This window comes from Lacisediminihabitans sp. FW035 (assembly GCF_054880895.1).
In genome coordinates this window covers 2,737,613-2,759,382 of record NZ_CM142187.1, presented here as the reverse complement: position 1 = coordinate 2,759,382, position 21,770 = coordinate 2,737,613, and the positions used below count along the sequence as shown (strand labels likewise).

Sequence of the window (21,770 nt, the reverse complement as noted above, 5' to 3'; positions counted from 1 at the left end):
ATGCAGCACAGCATACTGTTCGATAAAACCGCACAACAGCGTCTAGATAGGCGCCTTTTCCGAACACCATCAACTCGCTAACCTGCTGCAATGACCGACTTTTTTTCTACTCCGGGCCAGGCGTCTTCTTCATTAAGGTCCACAACGTTCCGGGCCGACGCCGACAGGCATGTCCTCCGCTACGGCAGTGCTTTCGTCCCGGAGATCATCGACCATGCGGAAGGTAGCTTCGTCTACTCTGAATCCGGTCGGAAGATCCTCGACTTCACGTCTGGTCAGATGAGCGCAATCCTCGGACATTCCCATCCTGAAATTGTCGCAACCGTGCGACGCGAGGTGGCCCGGCTGGATCACCTCTACAGCGGGATGCTCTCCCGACCGGTGCTCGAGCTGTCGCGTCGCCTCGCTGAGTCTCTGCCGGAGCCGCTGGAGAAGACACTGCTGCTCTCCACCGGCGCGGAGGCGAACGAGGCCGCCATCCGTCTCGCCAAGCTCGTGACCGGCGGACACGAAATAGTCTCCTTCGCCCGCTCCTGGCACGGGATGACGCAGGGCGCGGTCGGAGCCACCTATAGCGCGGGACGCCGCGGATATGGGCCGGCCGCCCCCGGCAACTTCGCCATCCCGGCACCATTTGCGTATCGTCCGGACATTGTCGACGCGGACGGCAACCTGGACTGGCAGCATCAACTCGATCTCGCGTTCGCTCTCATTGACGCCCAATCCACGGGAGCGCTGGCCGCGTGCATAGTCGAGCCGATCCTCAGTTCCGGGGGAGTGATCGAACTGCCGCTCGGCTATCTCGCCTCACTGAAACTCAAGTGTGCAGAGAGGGAAATGCTCCTCATCCTTGACGAGGCACAAACCGGGCTCGGTCGCACCGGCACTATGTACGCATTCGAACGCGACGGAGTGGTGCCCGATATCCTCACGCTGTCTAAGACTCTCGGAGCCGGTCTGCCCCTTGCCGCAGTGATCACGTCGTCAGAGATCGAGCAGACCGCGTACGAGCGCGGGTTTCTCTTCTTCACCACCCACGTATCCGACCCTCTCGTCGCCGCGGTCGGATGCACCGTGCTCGATGTTCTCGAACGAGACAGCTTGGTCGAGCGAGCGGATCACCTGGGCAGAAAGCTTCGCGCCGGGCTGCTGCAGATTCAAAACCGACACCCCGTCGTTGGCGACGTGCGCGGACGTGGCCTGCTGCAGGGCCTCGAACTGTCACCCGAGAACAGCAGTGCGGGCCAACTCTCCGACGCTGACTCACTCGGGGCAGCGATCACGCGACAATGTTTCGATCTCGGCTTGCACATGAACATTGTCCAGCTCCCGGGTATCGGGGGCACTTTTCGGCTCGCCCCTCCGCTGACGAGCTCAGACCAAGAGATCGAGCTGGGCCTGGAGATTCTCGACCAAGCGATCGGCGAGAAAGCGCCGAGACCTTAGGGCAACCCTGGAGTGGGAGCATCCAATGCAGCCGGAACCCGGGCGCACCCAAAGGTGGCGTAATGAAGCGACCTGGGTTTGGTCCCGCCGCAGTGAGGCGGCTGTTCGAACGCCTCAGGAATTGAGCGCTGCAGTGGGCGGAGTCCGTGCGGCGCGGATGGCAGGGTAGAAGCCGGCGATTGCGCCGATGATGAGTGTCGCTCCGACGGCCACAGCGACAGTGACAGGCGGAAGGGCAAAGGGCCACCCGTTGATGAACGCCAAGAGGCTCGTCGCTGCTATGCCAAGCGCGCTTCCAAAGACACCGCCAAGGGCGGAGAGCAGAAGCGCCTCCGCCAGGAACTGGATGAGGATATGTCTGCGTGCTGCGCCGAGCGCCCTCCGGAGTCCGATCTCCCGGCGTCGCTCCAAGACAGAGATGATCATCGTGTTCGCCACTCCAATGCCTCCAACGAGGAGGGCGATAGATGCCAGGCCGAGGAGCAGCCCGCTGAAAGCGTCGTTGGCGGCGGTCTGTGCAGCGAGTGCGTCTGATGGTCGTGAGACGTCAACGTCACCGGGTGATTGCGGTGAGATTGTAGGGGCGAGCAGGGACCGGACTTGTCCGACGGCATCGCTCTCGGAACGTTGGTAGATGGTGGTTGGCGATCCGTGGTATTCGAAGAGTTGCTCGGCGACGTTGGCGCCGATGAGTGCTGCGGTGTCGAGTTCGGGGGCGAGCGCGGAGGGGGCCAGGATGCCGATAACGGTGAAGTACTTCCCGCCGATCCAGATCTGCGTTCCGGGCGAGACGACGCCGAGCCGGGACGCGGCGGTGTCGCCGAGGACGACGGTGGCGAAGTCGGAGGTTGCGGTGTTCAGCCAGTTTCCGGAGCGCAGCGTCGTCGAGGTCACACTGAGTAGGTCTAAATCGGCGACCATCGTCGTGAGACCGCCCGTGGCCGCGGGATCGGAAAGTGAACTGCGGTACACACTCACTGAGAGCCCCGAGGTGCTGCTCGCAGACTCGACCCCATCGATCAGGGCAACCTTTCCAAGCGCGTCGGAGGGCAGGGTGGTTTGCTGTCCGGTGATACTTTTGCCGGCGCTGGCGGTGAGCAGATTGGTGCCTAGCTGTGACAGCTGCTCGTTTAGTCGGGCCTGGCTCGAGGCGGAGATACCGACAACGGCGATCATTGCCGCGATGCCGATCGCGATTCCGAGCGCGGAGAGGACGGCTCGGGTAGGTCTGGCGCGTAGCCCTGTCGTTCCAAGACGCAGGATGTCGAGCGCCAGCAGACGGGAGCGTCGGGGGCTACGCGGTATCCCGGTGGCGGGCGATGGTTCAATTGTCGTGGTCACGTGTTTATCTCCTGGTTGGAGTCGCTGACGACCCGGCCGTCTCGGATCGCGATCCTGCGGGGAAGCTGGCCCGCGAGGTCGTTGTCATGGGTGATGACAACCACCGTGGTGCCCTGGGCATTGAGCTGGTGCAGAAGGTCGACGATTGCTGCTCCTGCGGCGCTGTCGAGGTTTCCGGTGGGTTCGTCGGCGAGCAGGAGCGGGGGATTGCCGACGATCGCGCGGGCGATGGCGACGCGCTGACGTTCGCCCCCGGAGAGTTGGTGGGGGCGGTGATCCCACCGGTGGTCGAGGCCGACACGGTGCAGAGCGGTCACAGCCTGCCTGCGGCGTTCGACACGCGGCTGGCCCGTATAAAGAAGACCGTCTGCAACGTTGTCGATGGCGGTGACGCCATCGGCGAGGTGAAATTGCTGAAAGACGAACCCGATTCGGTAGGCGCGCAGGGCGGAGAGAGCACGGTCGTCGAGATCGTTGATATTCAGGCCGTCTATGTGGGCGGTTCCCCCTGTGGGTCGATCGAGTGTGCCGATGAGGTTGAGCAGCGTGGATTTTCCCGACCCGCTCGGCCCGACGATCGCGACGAATTCGCCCGGGTAGATCTTTAGTGACACTCCGGCGCAGGCGAGGACGGGCGGCGTGCCGTATGCGCGCTGGACGTTGTCGAGTGAAATGACAGGCTTCATCGTTTCGGCACCACTACTCGTAGTCCTTCTGTCACATCGGATCCGGAGATCTCTACCCGACCACCCGCAAACAGTCCTGTTCTGACGGGGACCTGACGAGTTGTGTCGTCCTTATCAACGACTTCAATGCCGAATTGGTTTGGGGTGATGGCCAGTAGGGCGCCCACGGGGACCGATAGCACGTTCTTGCGAAGCTCGCTCGGTATATCGACGGTGACGGTTGCTTCTTGGAGGGCTGAAGAGGCGGCCGGGTCGTTCAATGTGATCACTGTAGGGATTACGGTCTGTTTTCCGCCAGTGTCACCCTCGATCTCAGTCGGGGTCCCAACGGACACGATCTTTCCAGTTGTTTTCTTGCCTCCAGGGAGGCGGACGACGACTGCGGCATCGAGGACAGCGAGTTGTTGGTCGGAGAGGCTCAGGTTGACGTCGACGATTTGAGTCGTTCCCGATGCCATGAATAGCTTCGCACCGGCGCTGACCAGGTCTCCGACGTTCGCGGTTACAGATCCGATACGCAAGTCGCCCGGTGTGAACACGATGGAACCGAAGGGCAACTCGCCCGTGCGGCTGATGCCGTTGGACTTCTGCCAGTCCATGGTTGCCTTGGCAGTGGCCCAACTGAAATGTTCGTCGGGTTCACCGGTGAAGAATCCGAGTTCGCTCAATGCCTGCTCCAGTTGCTTCACGTCTGATCCGTCGTTCATCCCGCTGGCGAAACTTCGCCAGGCGGGGGTGTCGCCGCGTAGGAGGAAGACGGGTGAATCGTCAATCGTGTACAAACGATCACCAGGGGACAACGAGGCGCCGGAACTGGGTAGCGCAGTTACCGTTCCCGAGAGTCCGGATTGAATCCCGCGCGAGCCTTTGTAGCGAAGTGTTCCCGATGCTGTGGTGTTTCCCTCGAGGTCTCCGCGCCTTGTGGTGTCGGTGGCGATCTGTGGTGGCTTCACTCCATGCGCCTCGATTCCGAGTGCTCGGGTTGAGGCGACCCATACTCCAGCACCCATCCCGCCAATGACTATTGCCGCTGCGACGATTCCGAGAACGAGTCGACGTCGGGATAGCTTCCGTATCGGCTGGGAGCGGGTCGTGTCGGGCGACGGCGATTTTCGGTTGCTGTTGATTTCCTGGTGCTCGGTCACTGGGTAACACTCTTTCCCGCAGTGGCGCATTTCTTGAGAACGCCTTGGTCGGCATCCATTGGGAGGCTCAATGATTCGCCAGCTGCGGGGTCCGGGACGTCGATTCCGTTGTCGCGGAAGCACTGTGCAACCTTGAGGAAGATCTCATGCTGTTCGGCATCGGAAGGGATTCCCTTGCCATCCGGGCCGGCGGGTGGTGCTCCGAGATCTACCTGGCAGGCCTTAGCAGATTCGAGGTAATGGTCGCCGGAACCCGCCGAAATTTGCCCGCCCTTGCCCGGATCGGGCATGTCGATTCCTTTGCCTCGCATGCACTCAGCGAATGCAAGTTGGTATTCCGCGTTGCTTGAGAACGAAGGCGAGTTCTCGGGACTTTTATTGGTGGGTTTGCTGGTGCTGCAACCAGCCAGGCTTGCGCCTACGAAAGCGAGCGACAGCAGGGTTGCGGTCAATTTGAGGTTCCGGCTCAAGAGCTTCATGAGGAGTCCTTTAGGATGAGGCCGCGGTCTCTCCGTCGGCGCTAGGCCAGTAGAGCAGAAGGCCTGTTCCCAAAGCGTTCAGGTATTCCTTTACGTCTTCATTACACCCGATGTGCTTGTCTGTTATGAGTTCGCGACCAGACGAAAGAGTGTGACAGTGCGTGTCTTAATAGCTGAGGATGATCCATATCTTGCCGATGCGATTCGAGTTGGCTTGAGGCGTGAGACGATCGCTGCTGACGTGGTCCATGACGGCGTAGCTGCACTGGAAGCAGTCGCGGGTGAGAGCTACGAAGTGGTTATTCTGGATCGTGACCTGCCCGGCGTGCATGGTGATGAGGTGTGTGCCACCCTGGCGAGGGACCACCCCGTCGTGCGCGTCTTGATGCTCACCGCTGCTCGCACACTGAATGATAAAGTGACTGGCTTCGAACTCGGCGCGGACGATTACCTGTCCAAACCCTTCGAGTTTCCCGAGCTTGTCGCCCGACTACGCGCGCTGGAACGCCGCAGCCAACCGGCCAGCCCTCCCGTGCTCGACGCGGATGGCATTCGCCTTGACGCGTTCCGACGAGAGGTCTACCGCTACGGCCGACTCATCCGCCTCAGCCCGAAGGAGTTCGCCGTGCTCCAGACTCTCATGAAAGCTGACGGCGGGGTTCTTGGAGCGCAAACTCTGCTCGAACAAGCTTGGGACGCCAACTCCGACCCGTTCACCAACACCGTTCGGGTGACCGTCTCCAACCTCCGCAAACGCCTCGGCCAACCCTGGGTGATCCAGACCGTACCCGGCATCGGCTACCGATTCGGCGCGATCGGATGAATTCAGAAGCACGCCCGCGGCATCCGCGCAGGCGCGTACTTACGATCCGAGCGCGCCTCTGCCTCTCCTATGCCGCCCTGGTGGCTGGATGCGGCGCCGTTCTCATCACGCTCGTGTACCTCTACATGCGGTACGTGCCCCGTTACGATCTGCCCACCGCACCCGCGACGGAACTTGATCCCTCCAAAGTCCCTGGCACTGTCCATGTGCAGCCCGCCAACCCGTTCCAGATCAGAACCATCGACGACTTTCTGGCGAACCTGCTGATCGCCTCGCTGATCGCACTGGGGGTGATGACTATCCTCGGTGGCGTCCTTGGTTGGCTCATGGCCCGCCGAATCATCAAACCGCTCGCAGCGATCAACGCCGCAGCCAAGCGCGCCGCCACCGGGACGCTTCATCACCGCCTGGAGATGGCCGGTCCCCACGATGAGATCCGGGACCTGTCCGCGACCATCGATCGTATGCTCGCCTCACTGGAGCGCTCTTTCGAGTCGCAGCAACGCTTTGCCGCCAACGCCTCCCACGAACTTCGCAGCCCACTTACGACTGTAAAAACGATGATCGACGTCACACTCGCGGACCCGGATGCCGACTCCATTGAACTTCGATCCCTCGCCGAACGAGTGCGCGACGTCAACCAATCCAACATCGACACCGTCGAAGCCCTCCTCGACCTCTCCAACGCAAGCGATAACGCACCCGAGCCTGAACGCGTCGACTTGACCGCTCTCCTCGACGAGGTCACAGCAGAACTCGCGCCCGAGATTGTGGACGGCGGCCTTGCATTAACGACTCGGACGTTTGGTGACTGGGCGTTCGGTAATCCTGTCCTACTCCGTCAGGCCGTCTCAAACCTCCTTCGCAACGCCATCCGCCACAATTACCCCGGTGGTCAGATCACCATCGAAACGTCAATGACCCCGACCATGACCCGTATCACTTTCGCAAACACTGGTGCCACCATCTCGCAGGACAGTATCGCGCAGCTCACCGAGCTCTTCGCCCGAGCACATGGCCGAATAGTCACCCGCGGAAGCGGCCACGGTCTCGGTCTTGCGATCGTACACACGATCGCGCGTGCACACGACGGATCGCTCTCTCTTGTGCCGCGATCCGATGGCGGGTTGACGGTGCACCTCGACCTCCCAACGCAGCGTGAACCTCTCCAGCGAGGCTCTTCTCTGGCCCCTGGAGACCTCTGGGCTGACCATAAAAGCACTCGTCTTCGATGACACCCGACCTGCAAAAAACGGCGATCTGAATCGGCCTGACTTTCGTTCCTAGCGAGAGCCTTATCCGGCGGGTGCCGGTTGGGCGGATTCTTTGTCTGCGTAGTATGCGTTCTCGACCTCGGTCGGGGTTCGCATGTCGAGCTCTGCGTGGAGTCGCTGGTTGTTCCACCACCACACGTATTCGAGGGTGGCGAGCTCGACCTGTTCGACTGTGCGCCACGGACCCTGCTGGCGGATCAGCTCCGTCTTGTAGAGGTTGTTGACGGCCTCTGCCATCTCATTGTCATAGCTGTCGCCGACAGTTCCGGTGGAGGGCACCGCGCCGAGTTCGACGATGCGATCGGTTCAGACCATCGCAATATAGTTCGCGAGTTCAACCGGTCGGAGTGACACGTAACCCCGGTGAGGTCTCCGCCTGCGTCCCACGCCGCCATATCGAGAGCCTGCATGGGCAGGATTTCGGCCCGCAGTGTCGCTGCGACGTTCCAGCCGACAATGCGACGCGAGTAGACATCAGTGACGAACGCGACATAGGCAAACCCTGACCACGTTGCGACATAGACCACGTCGCAGACCCAGAGTCGCCGCGGACCGGCGGCGGTGAAGCGGCGGTTGACGAGGTCCTTCGGCCGCTGCAGCGCGGGGCCGGACTTCGTCGTGAACACCTTCTTCGACTTGCGCACCCCGCGAACGCCGGCATCCCGCATGAGTCGCTCGACCTGGTCTCGACCGATCGCCCACCCTTGCCTGCGCATCAAGGCATGCATCTTCCGGCGCCCCTAGACGCCGTAGTTCTCCGCATGAAGACGAACGATCTCGGGCACCAGGAGATTGTCACGCAGCTGCCGCGCGGACGGCGTCCTGCCCGCAGCAGCGCGATAGCCGCGTGAGGTCAGGAATCCTCTCACTGCCGGGCGCAGGACCTGGCAGATGAGCTAGACCGGCGAAACGATCCCGGTGCTCGTTGATGAACCGGATCATCTCGTCGAGGGGCGGTCGAGCTCCTTCGCGAAAAACACGCTCGCGGCCTTCAAAATCTCGTTGGCCTTCCGCAGCTCGGCGTTCTCCCGCTGCAACCGTTTGATCTCCACGGCCGCCTCCGTGGTCACTCCGGACCGTTTGCCATGGCCAACCTCGTAGCGGCGCTGCCAAAGCCGCAACGTCTCCGGGCTCATCCCGAGCATTCCCGCGACGTGACGGATCGCGGTCATCAAATTCGGGTGCTCCGGCCGAGCCTCCGCGAGCATCCGCAGCGCCCGCTCACGCATCTCCGGTAAATACTCCCTGTTCATGATGTTCCATCCTTACTTCAAGAACGGAACGAAAGTCAGGCCGATTCAATACTGCCGGAAATTGAGGCCACGCGAACACTGCGAAATTCACTTGTCAATTTGGACGCTTTTGCCGAAGCGGACCATCGGCTACGGACGGCGAGCAACCGAGATCCTGCATAGCCTCGAGTAGTAGCTTGGGGCCTTCTGATGGGTCAGGGAAGCGGGGCAATTTCACATGAATGTCAACGGCAATGGCAAGAGAGCGGGGGTTGGTCGTTTGAATGTCAGGGCGGTTTCCGAGTCCACAGAGAACACAGTCGGCAGGACGCTGAACGATGCGGGTGCCGCGGTGAAGCTCACTCCTCTGGAATGGCGGCTAACGGCTGACGGAGCGACCTATTTCGAGGGGCAGTACCCCGGCGGGCGCAGCGACCCGAGTGCCGTCACGGCCTGTTCTGATTGGGCTATCGCGCTCGGGCTGAGCGAAGACGACTTCAGCTCATCCGATTCGTACCGTCTGTGGAGCGGCGAGGTCGGGGCGTGGGGCGTCTCGCTCTTTGCCGTCTCTGACGAGGCGCTCTACCGAGCCGAGTTCCCAGACCATTTCCCGAGGCCCGAGGCCCAGTAGAAGGGGGAGCCCTCAGGGTGATCCGGGATCGCGAGGACGACCTTCCCGCGAAGGAAATGGAACGGCCAGTCTCGAGTCGCGGTGAATTTTGATCGTCATCTCTGTCGGACCCGTTCAACCTCCGCGCATCAACACACCCAAAACGACGAATTCAACAATCGATCGGCGAATCATGACAGCCAGATATGCAGGACCAGAATCACAAGAGCCGAACCGGGACAGGGTGACACACTGGGCGGGTCACGTCGCTGGTTTCTTGCATTTCGGCATCCCGTTCGATTCGACTTCGATCGACGAGGAGGAGTGTTTTCCCATTGAGTCGCCCGCGTCGTCCGACGATGGAATAGTCACTGCGCGGGTTGCTCTCATGGGAATCGGTGTCGATCTCTTCTCAAACCTCCTCGAGTCGGATGGCGCTCTTCCGGCGGAGAGACCCGTCCGCGAGTCCATTTTGAGTTGGCGAGCAGACCTCGTTAATGAAGCCAATTGCTATCGGAGAGACCTGGTGAGAGCTGGCGGTCGAGTCGCGGGTGAGGCTGAATGGGCGTACTCCTTCGTGCTGAGCAAAGTCGGCCATCCGCATTCTGCTGCTGATCTACCACAATGCTCTTGACTAGAACCCCTAGGTTAATTTAGGGTAGACCTAGGAAAGGGAGGGAGGAACGATGGCACGTGCGGGACTTACTTCGACTCGCATCATCTCTGCCGCAGCAGACCTGGCCGACACGGTCGGATTCGACAAGGTGTCCATGTCCGCCGTCGCTCGGCTTTTCGACGTCAAGGACGCCAGCCTCTACGCCCACGTGCGAAGTCTGCACGAACTACGTTCCGGGATAGCAGTTCTTTCGTTGGCGGAACTAGCCGATCAGGTGAGTGCGGCGCTTGCGGGGCGAGCCGGACGTGACGCCCTGGTCGCTTTTGCCAACGCGTACCGCTTTTATGCGATGAATCATCCCGGGCGCTACGCGTCCACCCAGATGAGTCTGGATCCTGATGTTGCCGAGCAGAGCGCCGCTCGCCGCCATGCAGACATGACGCGAGCCATCCTGCGTGGATACACATTGAGCGAGCCTGCCGAGACGGACGCAGTGCGGATGCTGCACGCTACCTTCCACGGCTATGTCCTGCTGGAACGAGGCGGCGCCTTCAGCCACGGCTCCCGCTCCACCACCGCTTCGTGGGATAGCGCCCTGAGTGCGCTTCACTTCACGCTCAGTCACTGGCCACTTAGCTGACATCCGCTTACTACCCAGAAAGGACCCATTGTGAAACAGCTCACCGCTGCTGACGTGCGCGCATCCTTCGTCAATACGTCCCTTCGAGAACGGAAGGCTGTCACGCTTTCGCCCGAATTCGACGCACTCAGCTGGTCAGACCTCGACTACCTGGGATGGATCGATCCCAAGCTCCCCACCATCGGGTACGTCGTCACCGACCTCGACGAAGGCGTGACCGGGATCATGCTTCGGCAGTCCGAAGGTCGCACCCGCTCTCGCCCGCAATGCTCGTGGTGCGAGGACGTCACCCTCCCTAACGACGTGCACTACTTCACCGCTCGACGAGCAGGGCCCGCAGGACGAGCGGGCAACACGGTGGCAACGCTGGTCTGCGCCAACTTCGAGTGCTCCGCCAATGTGCGCAAGCTCCCTCCGCTGGCCTACACCGGCTTCGATCGGGAAGCGGCGCGACTCAAGCGAATCGAGTCGCTGGGACTGCGTTCGAAGAGATTCGTCGCGGACCTTCGCCACACCGCCTGACCTGTAAATAGGTGCCATCCGGGCACCGCTCCGTCCCAGGTCGGGATCACCACATCCCCTCGCCGTCCCAGGCACTCACTGCTGCCGGGCACGGCGATCCTTCTGCTGTACCCGCGTGAACTCATCGAGAAAGTCCAACGACCATGACAATGACAGACCGGCCGGTGCGGCAACGCGCCACTCATCCCAACTTGGTGGTGGGCTCCCTTGCTCTAGCGGGAGTGAGTGCATCGTTCATGCAGACGATCCTCATCCCCATCCAGCCCCAGCTGCCCCGGCTGCTGCAAGCTTCCGGCCAGGACACCGCCTGGGTCATCACCGCCACCCTCGTGGCCGCCGCGATCAGCGCGCCGATCGCCGGGCGCCTGGGAGACATGTACGGAAAACGACGGATCGCCATGGTCCTGCTCGTACTCCAGCTGTTCGGAGCCATCCTGGCGGCCCTGTCTGACACCCTCGCCCCGATGATCATCGCCCGGGTGCTCCAGGGCGTCGCCGCGGGCGTCATCCCCCTCGGAATCGCCATGCTGCGCGATGTCCTGCCCGTACAACGACTCGGATCAGCCATCGCTCTTGTCAGCGCGACCCTCGGAGTCGGCGGAGCGCTCGGTCTTCCCGTCAGCGCCCTCGTCGCTGACAATTTCGACTGGCATTCGCTGTTTTGGATCGCCACAGCACTCACTGTGGCCTGCCTCGTTCTCTACGCCACTGTGGTGCCCGGGAGCACGCTCCGTACGCCCGGTCGGCTCGATTTCGTCGGAATAGCCGGTCTCACGGTTGGGCTGGTCGGCACTCTGATCGCCGTGTCCCGCGGCGGCCAATGGGGCTGGGGCGACCCCCGAACGCTCACCCTTCTCGTCGGGGGAATAGTCGTCCTCATCGCCTGGGGGATGTTCGAGCTCCGCGTCGACGATCCGCTCGTCGACCTGCGAGTGAGCGCCCGCAGACCCGTATTGCTCACCAACCTCGCTTCTGTGGCGATGGGATTCGCGCTCTTCGCTGCGAATATCGTCTTCCCACAGTTGCTGGAACTCCCGCCCGGTAGCGGAGTTGGACTGGGGCTCTCCCTGGTCGGCGCGGCCCTCGTGCTCGCTCCCTCGGGCCTGGCGATGATGGCGATGTCACCGGTGTCCGGTCGCATCCAGCGGGCGAAGGGCCCGAAAACGCTCCTGATCGCCGGTGCATTCGTCATCGCGCTCAGCTACGGAGGCGCCCTGGTTTTCCACGCCGCCTTCTGGCAGATCCTGATCGTCAACACCCTTCTCGGCGTCGGAATCGGTCTTGGCTACGCCGCGATGCCGGCGCTGATCCTGCAGGCCGTTCCCCCGAGCGAAAGCGGTGCCGCCAACGGACTCAATGCACTCATGCGGTCCTTGGGAACCAGCATCGCCGCCGCAGTGGTCGGGGCCGTGCTCGCGCAGTCCGCCGCGAGCAGTGGCAGCACTTCGGGCCCGAGCGAGACAGGATTCATGCTCGCCCTGGCCCTCGGCCTCGCCGCGGCGCTGGTCTGCGTGATCTTCGCCGCCTTCATTCCACGGCCAAGGACTCCGCGGGACGGCCAGGTATCGAAGAGCTCCGCCAGTTCGACAGGAGCTGCTGCCCGCTAGTAGAGCTGCCGGACAACGATGCCTGTGACGACAAGTCGATTCTGAAGTCTTCCCGGCATCGCGCTCGAGGAGTGCGGATTCCAAGTTTGACATCCTCGACAATGCTCAGGCAGAGCTTGACCCTGCCCCGAGGTCGTGGTCTCTAGTGGTACTTACGGGTCCGAGCCACTGCTCGAATCCCCGGCTGAATAAAGGCTCACCGCGCTTTTGTCGCCCCGGCGTCGCCGCCTACACAAGGAGATCAGAATGTCCATCAACCCTTTCGGCTGGCTTCAAGACCTCGTCGGCGAGCTTCCGGAGCTGGTTCAGCCGCTCCTTGTCGCCGTCGTCGGCGCAATTCCGTTCATCGATGAAGCTGCATCCGGGCTGGGGATAGTCGCAGGCATGCATCCAGTAGTCGCCTTCACGGCCAATGTCGTCGGCAGCACTCTCGCGGTCGTGCTAGTCGTACTTCTCGGTTCGCGGGTGCGAGAGGCAGTCGTTCTACGTCGCGCGCGTCGCGGCGTTCCGGTCCAAGAGCCGAAGTTGCTGTCAGTGGGATCGAAATCGGGCGCGACCAATCAGGACCATCTGGCCGTCGCGTCGGATGCGGCACGGCAGCACGCGGCAGCGGATAAGGAATCAAAGGGCACGAAGCGACTGGCCGGGTGGCTGACCCGATATGGCGTCCCCGGGGCCAGCGTGCTTGCCCCGCTCGCGGTTCCGTTTGCTTTCACGGCGCTGTTCTTTATCGGAGCCGGTGTCAGCAAGGGGTGGGTCATCCTGTGGCAGACGGTCGCCATCGTGGTCTGGGCAGCGGCGGTCACTGTGTCAGCGACAGCTGCCGTCGCCGTGCTCGGCTACTGAACTAAGGGCATGGTGGCGCGACAGCAACTTGACCATGCCCCAAGGCCATGGTCTTGACTCAGGGGTGTCGGCCGATCCGCCGACTAATGGAAAGGAGCGGATGTGGCCTGGAGTACCAGCCAGCTGGCGCAACTCGCCGGCACTACCGTCAAAGCGGTACGGCACTATCACAAGGTCGGTCTTCTCGACGAGCCCGCGCGAAGGACGAACGGGTACAAGCAGTATCAGGTCTCACACCTGCTGCGGCTGCTGCAGATCTCCCGACTTGCGGAGCTTGGGGTCTCGCTCGCCGAGATTGCTTCCTTGGGCCGGGCGGACACAGAACCCGACGAGGCGATCCGTGTGCTGGATGCCGAACTGGCGGTCACCGTCGAACGGTTGCAGCGAATTCGCATGGAGCTCGCCCTCATCTTGCGCCATCGCTCACCAGCGGAATTGCCCGCTGGATTCAGTGAAATCGCGAGCAACCTGTCTGATGCCGACCGTTCGCTGGTAATGATTTACTCTCGGGTGTTCGACGAATCCGCCATGGACGAGCTTCGCCAGGCGATCAAACACGAGCCCCGCAGCAGTGCCGATGATGAATTCGAGGCGCTCGCCTCCGAGGCTAACCGGGAAACCCGGCAGCGACTGGGCGAACTCCTTGCTCCGGCGATCACTCGGCAGATCGAGCGATCGCCCTGGCTGCGAAACCCTGCGTCGAAGGCTCGTCGGGGTGGCTTGGACGTCGAGACCACCGTTGTTGCCGCGATGCAGGACCTTTACAACCCGGCCCAGCTCGAAGTGTTGTATCGCGCTCACCTCGTCAGCACCGGAGACTCCGAGAAGCTCGATGCCCTCGAAGCGGCGCTGGATGCTGCGGCAGCGACGGCTCGGGACGACTGATCTCCTCGGGGAGTCAGGGCACGAGGCGGTGACGCCACGCCCAGGCGGCGATCTCTACTCGGTTGCGAACTCCGAGCTTGACGCTGATGCTCCGGGCATGATTCTTGATCGTGGTTATCGCAACGAAGAGGTCTGCGGCAATTGCTTCATTGGTCTGTCCCTGGGCGATCGATCTCACCACATCCAGTTCTCGGGGTGACAAGTCGTGACGGACCGGCGTGGGGGAGAGCGAGTCGGCGATCTCGTCGAGCAAGCGCACGGTGATCGACGGTGACACGAGGGCGTCGCCGTTTGCGGCGGCGCGCACAGCTTCCACGAGGAGTCGCGGACCGGCGTCTTTCAAGAGGAAACCGGATGCTCCCGCCCGCAATGCGCCGCGCAGGTACTCGTCGGTATCGAACGTCGTCACGACGACAACCCGCGCAGAAGGGACTGCTGAGGGTTGAGGTGACTCGAGTAACCGAAACCCTCAGCAGTCCCGGCGACGGTGCTGATGGAAGCGGTGACGATGAGACCGGCCAGGGGAGGGTTCGCTGCCGAGACTGCAGGCAAGAGAAGGAGCGCGGTGAGGGAGCCGGTGTTGCTCACGAGTAGGGGATTCAGCCCCAGTTTCCACCCACGGGTGAATGTGATCACCGCGACGAACCCGGAGAACACGATAAGCGCGGGAACCGACCACGGCCAGGGCCACACACCCTCCGACGACACGTCAAGCGCTAGGAGGAACGCAGGCACGCAAAACAGGCCGATGGCGAGGCGAGGGCGAGCGAGGCTGACGATCGATGCGCTGCAAAGGGACGCACCGAGCGCCAGTGCCACCGGCAGTGGCGTGCCGTAGATCACGGTCTGGATGGGAACCAGAATGGCGAAGAGGGCGGCGAAAGTAATCGACAGGAGAGTCAGGACGGCCATCCTCGTCTTCACTGTGCGCGCCCCGTTCCCGCTCATCCGGCCAACGAACGTTCATGCTGAAATTCGGTCGACTCGATCGTGTGAGAATCGGCGACCGACCGGGTGAGCACCCGGCGCCGGCGGAACGCCATCACACGATCGATGACTACGCCGATCAGGAAAGCCAAGACGATGCCCAGAATCGAGCTGAGGAAGGGCTGATCCTGTAGCCAGCGGCCGGCGAGCAGTCCGATGCCCACGCTGTACACCGACCAAATGATCCCGGCGATCGCGCTGAGCGGGAGGAATCGGCGCCACGAGTACCCGAGCGCTCCAGCCGACATGTTCACTGCGACTCGTCCAACGGGGATGAAGCGGGCTCCGAGGATCAGGCCGGCACCACTGCGCTGCAGCCTGCCCTGTGCCCGCTCGAAGATCGCCCGGGCACGAGGCCGACGCATCCATCGAAAGCGCGTAATTCCCACAGCGCGTCCGATGGCATAGGCGACGTTGTCGCCGATCATCGCACCGACCGCAGCGATCAGGCACAGCACCAGCAGATTTGTACCGCCGGGGGACGCCGCCGCCGCAGCTGCGGCGATGAGCACGGTCTCACTGGGGATCGGGGGAAAGAAGCCATCGATCACGGCAATCGCGAACATGACGAGGTAGAGCCACGGGGAGACCGCGGCCTGAAGGATGAAATCGTTGATGATGTTCATGCCCTCGACGTTACGAATGGGCACCCGGTCCACACATACCTCTGGGGCATCCAGCACCCCCCACCACCGAGGGCTATCTGGTCAACTCCGGCGAGTTCATCCGAGGTCATCTCCGCGAGGTCGCCAACCTGCGCCCTGCCGCCTCTCGATTCGACCGACACCCGCTGGGCGTGGCTGCGCACCAATCTGGACAAGCTGTCTCCTCGGGCGATGAGCTCCTCGGCAAGCAGGCCGCCGATGCGGCCAGAGATACCGATGATGAAAATGTTCACTGCGGTTGATTCATGCCGTCGTGGTGTCAGCGACTCAGCCGACGATGGCGGTGACTTCTGCTTCGATCAGGATTCCCTCCTCGAACAGGATCTCGACGCCGATCAGCGCCGCCGGGAAGCTCGGCACATCGAACTCCCGCGACGCTTGGTCGATCCCTTCCTGGAAAGCCGCGTACATCTCTTTCTTCCAGCCGGCGGCATACCAGGTGATCCGAACCACATCGTGAAAGGTCGCATCCGCTGCGGCGAGCGACTTGGCGATATTTCGGTGCACCTGGGCCACCTGCCCGGCGAGATCACCCGGTGCCACGAGCTCGCCGTTCTCGTCCCACGAGACCTGGCCGGCGAGATACACCTGGCGGGTCCCCGTCGCGACAGCGACGTGGTGGTACAGCGGAATTCGGACGTGGCCGTCCGGATTGATGAGTGAGACAGTCACAGTATTTCCTTATCCAGTGGTGAAGCGGGGTCGCGAGCTCTGCTCACGGAAGAACGGTGTTCGCGCCGCATTGATCACGGTGTCGCGCCTAGTGCCGCCACCGCTTCTTTGGCGGCGGCAGCGATGAGGGCGTCGTCGTACTTCGCGTCCTCGGTCGATTTGCTGGACATCACAGCGAGGACGATCGGCGCCCCAGCGCTGGGCCAAACAATGGCGATGTCGTTGCGTGTTCCATAGCCGCCGCTGCCGGTCTTGTCCCCGACGGTCCAGTCAGAGGGCACGCCGGCGCGGATCAGGTTCGCACCCGTGGTGTTGCCTCGAAGCCACTCTGTCAAAATCGCTCGCTTGGCTTTCGGCAACGCGCTTCCTAGAGCGAATTTACGCAGATCGGAACCGATGGCTCGTGGAGTTGTGGTGTCTCGAGGGTCACCGGGGGTGGCTTCGTTGAGTTCGGGTTCGACGCGGGCGACCAGTGTGGTTCGGTCGCCGATCTCGATCAGCGTCTTTCCGAGGGCTGCGGGTCCACCGAGTTGGCGGAACATCAGGTTTGCGGCGGTGTTGTCGGAGTACTGCAGCGCCGCTGCGATCACGTTGCGAAGCGGCATCCCCGTCTCAACGTGCTTTTCGGTGATGGGCGAATAGGCGACCAGATCCGCCTGGGTGTATCGAACCACCTGGTCGAGATCTTCGAGGTTGCTCTCCCTGAGAATTGCTCCCGCAGAGAGCACCTTGTGGGTCGACGCATAGGCGAATCGTTCGTCTGCCCGGAACCTGACTGTGTTGCCCGAGCCGGTGTCGATAGCGAAGACGCCGAGACGGGCGTCGTAGTGTTCCTCCAGGTCTTTGAATGCCGCCGAAGTGGCTTCGACTGTCGCCGGCGTGGTGGTACGTGATGCGCTGCTCAGCGCAGACGAGAGACTTGTTGCCTCGGGGGTGGCGGATGAGCAGCCCGACAGCATCGCAGCGGTCGCAACAAGACCGATGATGGCCAGCATGGGTTTTGAAGGGTGCACGGTGTGATGTCCTCTTTTGATGGGAATCCTCCCCAGCTCGTGCGGGGGCAGGTGGGTAGCGCGGTGACTGGGCTAGTAGAAACCATGCCCTCGGGGCAGGGTCAAGCGATGTGGTCAGAGCCAGCCGCGGTCGTGGGCGTGACGAGCGGCATCGTGCCGCGTCGCAGTGCTGATTTTTTGCATACTGCTGGACAGGTAGTTGCGAACTGTGCCTGATGCCAGATGAAGTCTCTTGGCGATGTCCTTGACCGAGTAGCCTTCGCGCGCCTCCCGGAGGACATCGAGTTCGCGGTCGGTGAGGGGACAGTCGTCCACGACCGATGCTTCGAGAACGTCGTGGGCAATCCAACGTCGCCCACCGTGCAGCTGGATGATGACTTCGGCAATGTCCTCAGGATCGGCTGATTTACTCATGAATCCACGAATACCGAGCTTGAGTGCCCGTCGAAGTACGCCCGGCCGGGCGTGGCGCGTGAGCATGAGCACGGCTTGGTTCGGCAAAACCCGAAGGATTGCCTCGGCGGCGGCGAGCCCGTCCATGCGCGGCATCTCGAGGTCGATGACGAGAACGTCGGGATGCAGACGCAGTGCTGCCTCGACGGCCGCAACTCCATTTTCCGCTTCCTCGACGACGTCGATCGTCCCCCCGAGGGGGAGCAGAGCGGCTAGTGCTGCTCGTAGCAGTTGCTCATCGTCGGCGAGCACGACGCGGATCCGTTTCTCTGTCATCGGTGCGCGTCCTCGTCGGGGAGGGTGCGAAGTGTTGCCGAGTCGTTGTTGTCATTGGTGCCGAGAGTGGCCGAAACGGCAAAGCGCCCCGGGGCCGTATCAATACGCAGCTCGCCGCCCGCGAGCTCGATGCGTTCGCGCAGTCGAGCGAGCCCCCGCAGCTTGGGTTCGGTTCCTTCCGTTACGCCATCATTCGACACCTGGACGTGTGTCGGTGATACCACAATCGAAACGCAGCTGGGATGAGCATGTCGCAGCAGATTGGTTGTGGCCTCACGCAGCACGTGCGCCAGAAGCGGATGAGAGATCACTATTCGCCCGCCTTCTTGCCTCACCTCCACTTCGATTCCGGCCGCCTCGCACAGTCGCCGTGCGTTCTCCAGTTCCGCTGAGAACTTCATTTCGTGTCGGGCGTAGGCAAGCTCTCGCGTTTTCCCGATCGTGTCATCCACAAGGTGGCGGATCTCTTCAAGCTCGGCACTTGCACGGTGTGGGTCATTATCGACCAGCCGCTGAGCGAGCGCCGTCTTCAGCTTGATGACGTGCAGTGTGTGCCCCTGGATGTCGTGCAGGTCGCCAGCGAACCGCATCCGTTCCCGAGCGACTGCGAGTTCCGCTTCCGTTTCCTTGGCGCGCTCGAGGCGGCGCACCAGCTGCCATGATCGTTCACTCACCGCTACGACGCCGGAGATGAAGAGGGTGCCAGCGAGCGGCAGCACAATGTAGGAATCCACCTGCGACCAGGAGGCTTGCCGCGGCACGAGGACGGCGGCGCCCAGCACGCCTGCTCCGAGCGAGAAAACGATCGTCAAGAGCAGTCGGTGATTCTGAAACCGGGCTATCAGCAGCGCTCCCACGAGGGAGAACGGCACGAACCCGAGCGGGCCCGTCACGGTCAGGGCGCCAAGGAGCCAGGCGGCACCGGTGAAGGCAAAGCTGATCATGACGATGGGCGGATATCCGTCAAGACTCCAACTTCGCAGCACGCCCAGCGCCAGGAGGAGTCCGGCCGCGACGATCACTCCCTCCAGCCAGGAATCCGCGGTCAGGAAGACACCGATGATGCACAGCGGAGCGATCGCGACGATCGCTGTGAGCATCGCGATCCGCCGCATGCGGCGGGACATAGCCGCTTCCTCAGGAGCATGCTTACTGGAGATCACTTCGGCTCCCTGTTGTCTGCGCTGTTCTCTGGCGCTTGAGCGCCTTCATGACGAATGCCTTCGCGATCAGCGCGGCCACGACGAGCCCTAGAGCCACAAACTGCAAGCCCTCGTGCTTCGTGAAGATCACGGCGATGGTAGCGGGCAAGGATGTGAAGAGCCCAGTGCCGTTCCGTATCCCGAAGTAGGCCAGGAAGACCGCGGCACCCAGGGCGACGACGCCGTTCAACGCGAGATTGAGAAGTTTCATAAGCACTAACACTCGCCGCCGCCCGACATCGCCGGTAGTGACACAGTGTCATGGATCCCGGTGACACGGCGGCACTGCAGCGCAAGTGCGTGCTCGAGTGCAATGGGATGCATGACAGAACACCACTCGCGGAAGCGAACAATTCAGGCATCGGTCGCGCTGACAGTCGTGTCGCTGACCGTACTGCTCTCGGGATGCACGGTGGCAGAAGCATCCCACGCTGCACGCGACGGTATTGGGGGCCTCGCACCGTTCACGACGGATGCCAGCGACAGCACCCCAGGGACTGGAGCGCTCGCGAGCCCGACAACGGCGGTGCCCGCAGCATCCATAGTGCGCGCAGCCGCCGGAATCACGAATTCTACGAATCCCCGAGTGCCGGAGGGTGCGGCGTGGTCGCAGGAGTATTTCCCGTCCGCCGATAACACCAAGACTGAGTTACACGCCGATGTGCTCCTGCCGGAAGAACTGCCCGAGGGTGCAAAAGTCACCCCCATCGTCTCTGTCGGCCCGTACTTCAGCCATATCGGGCAAATCAGTCCGGAACTCCACGAGCAAGCCGGGCCATCCAAGCGGTTCACGGATCTGATAACCGAGGGCAAGGCGCTGGAGCGCGGTTATGCGGTCATTCTTGTGGACGGCCGCGGGTTCGGGGGCTCCACGGGGTGCCAGGATGCGGGCGGACCCGGTGAACGGGCCGACGTGAAGGCGGCCATCGAATGGGCGGCCGCGCAGCCGTGGTCTACCGGCAAGGTCGGCATGTTCGGCAAGTCTTACGACGCGCTCACCGGCCTCATCGGAAACGATCTGCAGCTCGAGCAACTCGGCGCAGTCGTGGCACAGGAGCCCATCTGGGACATGGAACGCAACTTCTGGTCGGGCGGCATTCCCCGCGCGACGACTGTCAGCATCGGCACTGTCTATGCTGGCTCGGCATGGCTGCCGGGAATGCCCGATGACGACGCGCACTACAAGGCAAACGCCGCTCTCATCGACCCAGCGTGTCGCTTGCAATACATGGCGGATTTGATCTCCGCGGATCCCGGGTACTGGGGTGAGCGGGTCTTCGCATCCCTCGCCAAGGGCAGCGATACGCCTCTGCTCTTCACCCAGGGATTCACCGAATGGAACACCGAGGCCGAAGGCATGCGGGAATTCCTCGACAATCATGAGGGACCGGAGCGAGGATGGCTCGGGCCGTGGGATCACGTTCGCGGAAACGATGTGAACCCTGCCGACGGGAAGCTCCTGATGGGTCGCGCGGGCTGGTACGACGAGGTCTTCGCCTTCTACGACGAGCACCTCAAAGGCGCGGAAGCGCGCCCCGAGCTGCCGGCTTTCGCCGTGCAGGACAACTCCGGTGCCTGGCGCAGTGAGAAGACGTGGCCGGCGGCGGACCGCACGCAGAAGATCCACCTCGACAACGGCAGCTATTTCGACGATGGCGCTGCGCGGAACACCGGGAAGCCGAAGGCGGATCCGAACAGCTTTATCAGCTGGTCGAAGCCGGTGACAAAGCCGACTCGGGTGACCGGAACGCCAGGGGTGACTTTTGCGGCACGGGGCCACGGAAATGTCCTGGTTCGCCTGTACGACGTAGCCCCGGACGGGACGGCGACCTGGTTCAACGAACAGGCCGCAGCCGTGGTGCCGGGAACTCGCCCATTGGAGCTCAGGTCGAACGACTGGACGCTAGCGACGGGACATCAGCTCGCCATCGAGATCGGCACGATCCGGCCCGCGGGAGCAAATCCGCACCTCAGCACCGACTGGATCGATTCCCCCAGTGGCACGAAGATCCGCGTTTCCAACCCGGTGATCAGCCTTCAACTGGACGATCCATCCGCAGATGTGTCGACGCAGGGCGATCGGGCGAAGTACCTGGACACGTACCTCATTCTCGCCGGCGACGAGCTCACGCCGACGAGAGGCAGCTTCGTCCTGGGAAGCGCATAGCTTCCCTCGGTATCCGAGACCCCTTGACTGTGCCCCAAGGGCATGGTCTTCAATCGAACATGTCGGCCGATCACAGGTTCGGCTCGCCACCCGCGAGGGTGCCCGGCCCGATCGCGATCCCATAGCGTCCACGCTCGCCGTGTTCGCCCCCGGCCCATAAAGCAATCAATCGATGACTAAGAA

General features: G+C 62.5%; 23 protein-coding genes and 1 pseudogene. 10 read left to right on the top strand and 14 right to left on the bottom strand.

The genetic code is table 11. The annotated features are described in order from the left end of the window. Positions 1-90 precede the first annotated feature (90 nt). Positions 91-1,446, top strand: coding sequence for an aspartate aminotransferase family protein (locus ACVXZ4_RS13220; protein WP_461795295.1), 1,356 nt, complete (start codon positions 91-93; stop codon positions 1,444-1,446). A 114-nt stretch (positions 1,447-1,560) separates the two neighbouring features. On the opposite strand, the gene ACVXZ4_RS13215 is transcribed toward ACVXZ4_RS13220, so the two are convergent. The 4 genes from ACVXZ4_RS13215 to ACVXZ4_RS13200 are packed head-to-tail and all read right to left on the bottom strand — an operon-like array spanning position 1,561 to position 5,097. Continuing rightward, positions 1,561-2,787, bottom strand: a complete 1,227-nt coding sequence (locus ACVXZ4_RS13215) for an ABC transporter permease (protein ID WP_461795294.1) — start codon at positions 2,785-2,787, stop codon at positions 1,561-1,563. After that, the gene (locus ACVXZ4_RS13210; protein WP_461795293.1) at positions 2,784-3,473 is read right to left on the bottom strand and encodes an ABC transporter ATP-binding protein; all 690 of its coding nucleotides are present in this window, start codon (positions 3,471-3,473) and stop codon (positions 2,784-2,786) included. The genes ACVXZ4_RS13215 and ACVXZ4_RS13210 overlap by 4 nt, the downstream gene beginning before the upstream one ends. Further along, positions 3,470-4,618 (bottom strand): efflux RND transporter periplasmic adaptor subunit, encoded by a 1,149-nt coding sequence (locus tag ACVXZ4_RS13205; protein WP_461795292.1) that lies wholly within the window; start codon positions 4,616-4,618, stop codon positions 3,470-3,472. The genes ACVXZ4_RS13210 and ACVXZ4_RS13205 overlap by 4 nt, the downstream gene beginning before the upstream one ends. Next, complete coding sequence (locus ACVXZ4_RS13200; protein ID WP_461795291.1) at positions 4,615-5,097, bottom strand: hypothetical protein; 483 nt, start codon at positions 5,095-5,097, stop codon at positions 4,615-4,617. Before ACVXZ4_RS13200 ends, ACVXZ4_RS13205 begins: the two co-directional genes overlap by 4 nt. 157 nt (positions 5,098-5,254) lie before the next feature. Between ACVXZ4_RS13200 and ACVXZ4_RS13195 the strand changes: the two genes are divergently transcribed. Both ACVXZ4_RS13195 and ACVXZ4_RS13190 read left to right on the top strand, forming a co-directional pair. Then, positions 5,255-5,920, top strand: a complete 666-nt coding sequence (locus tag ACVXZ4_RS13195; protein WP_461795290.1) for a response regulator transcription factor — start codon at positions 5,255-5,257, stop codon at positions 5,918-5,920. Further along, on the top strand, positions 5,917-7,155 hold the full coding sequence (locus ACVXZ4_RS13190; RefSeq protein WP_461795289.1) for a sensor histidine kinase: 1,239 nt from the start codon (positions 5,917-5,919) through the stop codon (positions 7,153-7,155). Before ACVXZ4_RS13195 ends, ACVXZ4_RS13190 begins: the two co-directional genes overlap by 4 nt. Positions 7,156-7,215: 60 nt before the next feature. Here ACVXZ4_RS13190 and ACVXZ4_RS13185 read toward each other — a convergent pair. Further along, positions 7,216-8,447: pseudogene (locus ACVXZ4_RS13185) on the bottom strand (IS3 family transposase). A 217-nt stretch (positions 8,448-8,664) separates the two neighbouring features. Between ACVXZ4_RS13185 and ACVXZ4_RS13180 the strand changes: the two are divergent. The 6 genes from ACVXZ4_RS13180 (at position 8,665) to ACVXZ4_RS13155 (ending at position 14,152) form a co-directional block, all read left to right on the top strand. Then, on the top strand, positions 8,665-9,057 hold the full coding sequence (locus ACVXZ4_RS13180; protein ID WP_461795288.1) for a hypothetical protein: 393 nt from the start codon (positions 8,665-8,667) through the stop codon (positions 9,055-9,057). A 665-nt stretch (positions 9,058-9,722) separates the two neighbouring features. Further along, the gene (locus tag ACVXZ4_RS13175) at positions 9,723-10,292 is read left to right on the top strand and encodes a TetR/AcrR family transcriptional regulator (protein ID WP_461795287.1); all 570 of its coding nucleotides are present in this window, start codon (positions 9,723-9,725) and stop codon (positions 10,290-10,292) included. A gap of 30 nt (positions 10,293-10,322) precedes the next feature. Beyond that, a complete protein-coding gene (locus ACVXZ4_RS13170) occupies positions 10,323-10,814 on the top strand; it encodes an FBP domain-containing protein (RefSeq protein WP_461795286.1) in 492 nt (163 codons plus the stop codon). A gap of 143 nt (positions 10,815-10,957) precedes the next feature. Continuing rightward, the gene (locus ACVXZ4_RS13165; protein ID WP_461795285.1) at positions 10,958-12,421 is read left to right on the top strand and encodes an MFS transporter; all 1,464 of its coding nucleotides are present in this window, start codon (positions 10,958-10,960) and stop codon (positions 12,419-12,421) included. Between the two features lie 246 nt (positions 12,422-12,667). Next, the gene (locus ACVXZ4_RS13160) at positions 12,668-13,267 is read left to right on the top strand and encodes a small multidrug efflux protein (RefSeq protein WP_461795284.1); all 600 of its coding nucleotides are present in this window, start codon (positions 12,668-12,670) and stop codon (positions 13,265-13,267) included. A 102-nt stretch (positions 13,268-13,369) separates the two neighbouring features. Beyond that, positions 13,370-14,152, top strand: a complete 783-nt coding sequence (locus ACVXZ4_RS13155) for a MerR family transcriptional regulator (RefSeq protein WP_461795283.1) — start codon at positions 13,370-13,372, stop codon at positions 14,150-14,152. 13 nt (positions 14,153-14,165) lie between these two features. On the opposite strand, the gene ACVXZ4_RS13150 is transcribed toward ACVXZ4_RS13155, so the two are convergent. The 9 genes from ACVXZ4_RS13150 to ACVXZ4_RS13110 form a co-directional block, all read right to left on the bottom strand. Beyond that, the gene (locus ACVXZ4_RS13150) at positions 14,166-14,561 is read right to left on the bottom strand and encodes a LuxR C-terminal-related transcriptional regulator (RefSeq protein WP_461795282.1); all 396 of its coding nucleotides are present in this window, start codon (positions 14,559-14,561) and stop codon (positions 14,166-14,168) included. Next, positions 14,558-15,064, bottom strand: coding sequence for a hypothetical protein (locus ACVXZ4_RS13145; protein WP_461795281.1), 507 nt, complete (start codon positions 15,062-15,064; stop codon positions 14,558-14,560). Before ACVXZ4_RS13145 ends, ACVXZ4_RS13150 begins: the two co-directional genes overlap by 4 nt. Positions 15,065-15,096: 32 nt before the next feature. Next, positions 15,097-15,765: a DedA family protein gene (locus tag ACVXZ4_RS13140; RefSeq protein ID WP_461795280.1), complete on the bottom strand. Its 669-nt coding sequence runs from the start codon at positions 15,763-15,765 to the stop codon at positions 15,097-15,099. After that, positions 15,762-16,037 (bottom strand): hypothetical protein, encoded by a 276-nt coding sequence (locus tag ACVXZ4_RS13135; protein WP_461795279.1) that lies wholly within the window; start codon positions 16,035-16,037, stop codon positions 15,762-15,764. The genes ACVXZ4_RS13140 and ACVXZ4_RS13135 overlap by 4 nt, the downstream gene beginning before the upstream one ends. Before the next feature lie 34 nt (positions 16,038-16,071). Continuing rightward, positions 16,072-16,476, bottom strand: coding sequence for a RidA family protein (locus ACVXZ4_RS13130; RefSeq protein ID WP_461795278.1), 405 nt, complete (start codon positions 16,474-16,476; stop codon positions 16,072-16,074). A gap of 74 nt (positions 16,477-16,550) precedes the next feature. Further along, positions 16,551-17,435 (bottom strand): class A beta-lactamase, encoded by an 885-nt coding sequence (gene bla / locus ACVXZ4_RS13125; RefSeq protein ID WP_461797983.1) that lies wholly within the window; start codon positions 17,433-17,435, stop codon positions 16,551-16,553. Positions 17,436-17,603: 168 nt separating this feature from the next. Beyond that, entirely contained in the window at positions 17,604-18,218 is a 615-nt protein-coding gene (locus ACVXZ4_RS13120) for a response regulator transcription factor (RefSeq protein WP_461795277.1), read from the bottom strand. Next, positions 18,215-19,345 (bottom strand): sensor histidine kinase, encoded by a 1,131-nt coding sequence (locus ACVXZ4_RS13115; RefSeq protein ID WP_461795276.1) that lies wholly within the window; start codon positions 19,343-19,345, stop codon positions 18,215-18,217. Before ACVXZ4_RS13115 ends, ACVXZ4_RS13120 begins: the two co-directional genes overlap by 4 nt. A gap of 22 nt (positions 19,346-19,367) precedes the next feature. Continuing rightward, a complete protein-coding gene (locus tag ACVXZ4_RS13110) occupies positions 19,368-19,631 on the bottom strand; it encodes a hypothetical protein (protein WP_461795275.1) in 264 nt (87 codons plus the stop codon). A 111-nt stretch (positions 19,632-19,742) separates the two neighbouring features. Between ACVXZ4_RS13110 and ACVXZ4_RS13105 the strand changes: the two genes are divergently transcribed. Next, positions 19,743-21,587, top strand: coding sequence for a CocE/NonD family hydrolase (locus tag ACVXZ4_RS13105; protein WP_461795274.1), 1,845 nt, complete (start codon positions 19,743-19,745; stop codon positions 21,585-21,587). The last annotated feature ends 183 nt before the right edge of the window (positions 21,588-21,770 follow it).

Coding starts and splice junctions, on each gene's coding strand:
- ACVXZ4_RS13210 (WP_461795293.1), bottom strand. CDS start 3,473: ATGAAGCCTGTCATTTCACTCGACAACGTCCAGCGCGCATACGGCACG.
- ACVXZ4_RS13200 (WP_461795291.1), bottom strand. CDS start 5,097: ATGAAGCTCTTGAGCCGGAACCTCAAATTGACCGCAACCCTGCTGTCG.
- ACVXZ4_RS13140 (WP_461795280.1), bottom strand. CDS start 15,765: ATGAACATCATCAACGATTTCATCCTTCAGGCCGCGGTCTCCCCGTGG.
- ACVXZ4_RS13165 (WP_461795285.1), top strand. CDS start 10,958: ATGACAATGACAGACCGGCCGGTGCGGCAACGCGCCACTCATCCCAAC.
- ACVXZ4_RS13145 (WP_461795281.1), bottom strand. CDS start 15,064: ATGGCCGTCCTGACTCTCCTGTCGATTACTTTCGCCGCCCTCTTCGCC.
- ACVXZ4_RS13160 (WP_461795284.1), top strand. CDS start 12,668: ATGTCCATCAACCCTTTCGGCTGGCTTCAAGACCTCGTCGGCGAGCTT.
- ACVXZ4_RS13175 (WP_461795287.1), top strand. CDS start 9,723: ATGGCACGTGCGGGACTTACTTCGACTCGCATCATCTCTGCCGCAGCA.
- ACVXZ4_RS13115 (WP_461795276.1), bottom strand. CDS start 19,345: ATGTCCCGCCGCATGCGGCGGATCGCGATGCTCACAGCGATCGTCGCG.
- ACVXZ4_RS13190 (WP_461795289.1), top strand. CDS start 5,917: ATGAATTCAGAAGCACGCCCGCGGCATCCGCGCAGGCGCGTACTTACG.
- ACVXZ4_RS13120 (WP_461795277.1), bottom strand. CDS start 18,218: ATGACAGAGAAACGGATCCGCGTCGTGCTCGCCGACGATGAGCAACTG.
- bla (WP_461797983.1), bottom strand. CDS start 17,435: ATGCTGTCGGGCTGCTCATCCGCCACCCCCGAGGCAACAAGTCTCTCG.
- ACVXZ4_RS13180 (WP_461795288.1), top strand. CDS start 8,665: ATGAATGTCAACGGCAATGGCAAGAGAGCGGGGGTTGGTCGTTTGAAT.
- ACVXZ4_RS13220 (WP_461795295.1), top strand. CDS start 91: ATGACCGACTTTTTTTCTACTCCGGGCCAGGCGTCTTCTTCATTAAGG.
- ACVXZ4_RS13110 (WP_461795275.1), bottom strand. CDS start 19,631: ATGAAACTTCTCAATCTCGCGTTGAACGGCGTCGTCGCCCTGGGTGCC.
- ACVXZ4_RS13105 (WP_461795274.1), top strand. CDS start 19,743: ATGACAGAACACCACTCGCGGAAGCGAACAATTCAGGCATCGGTCGCG.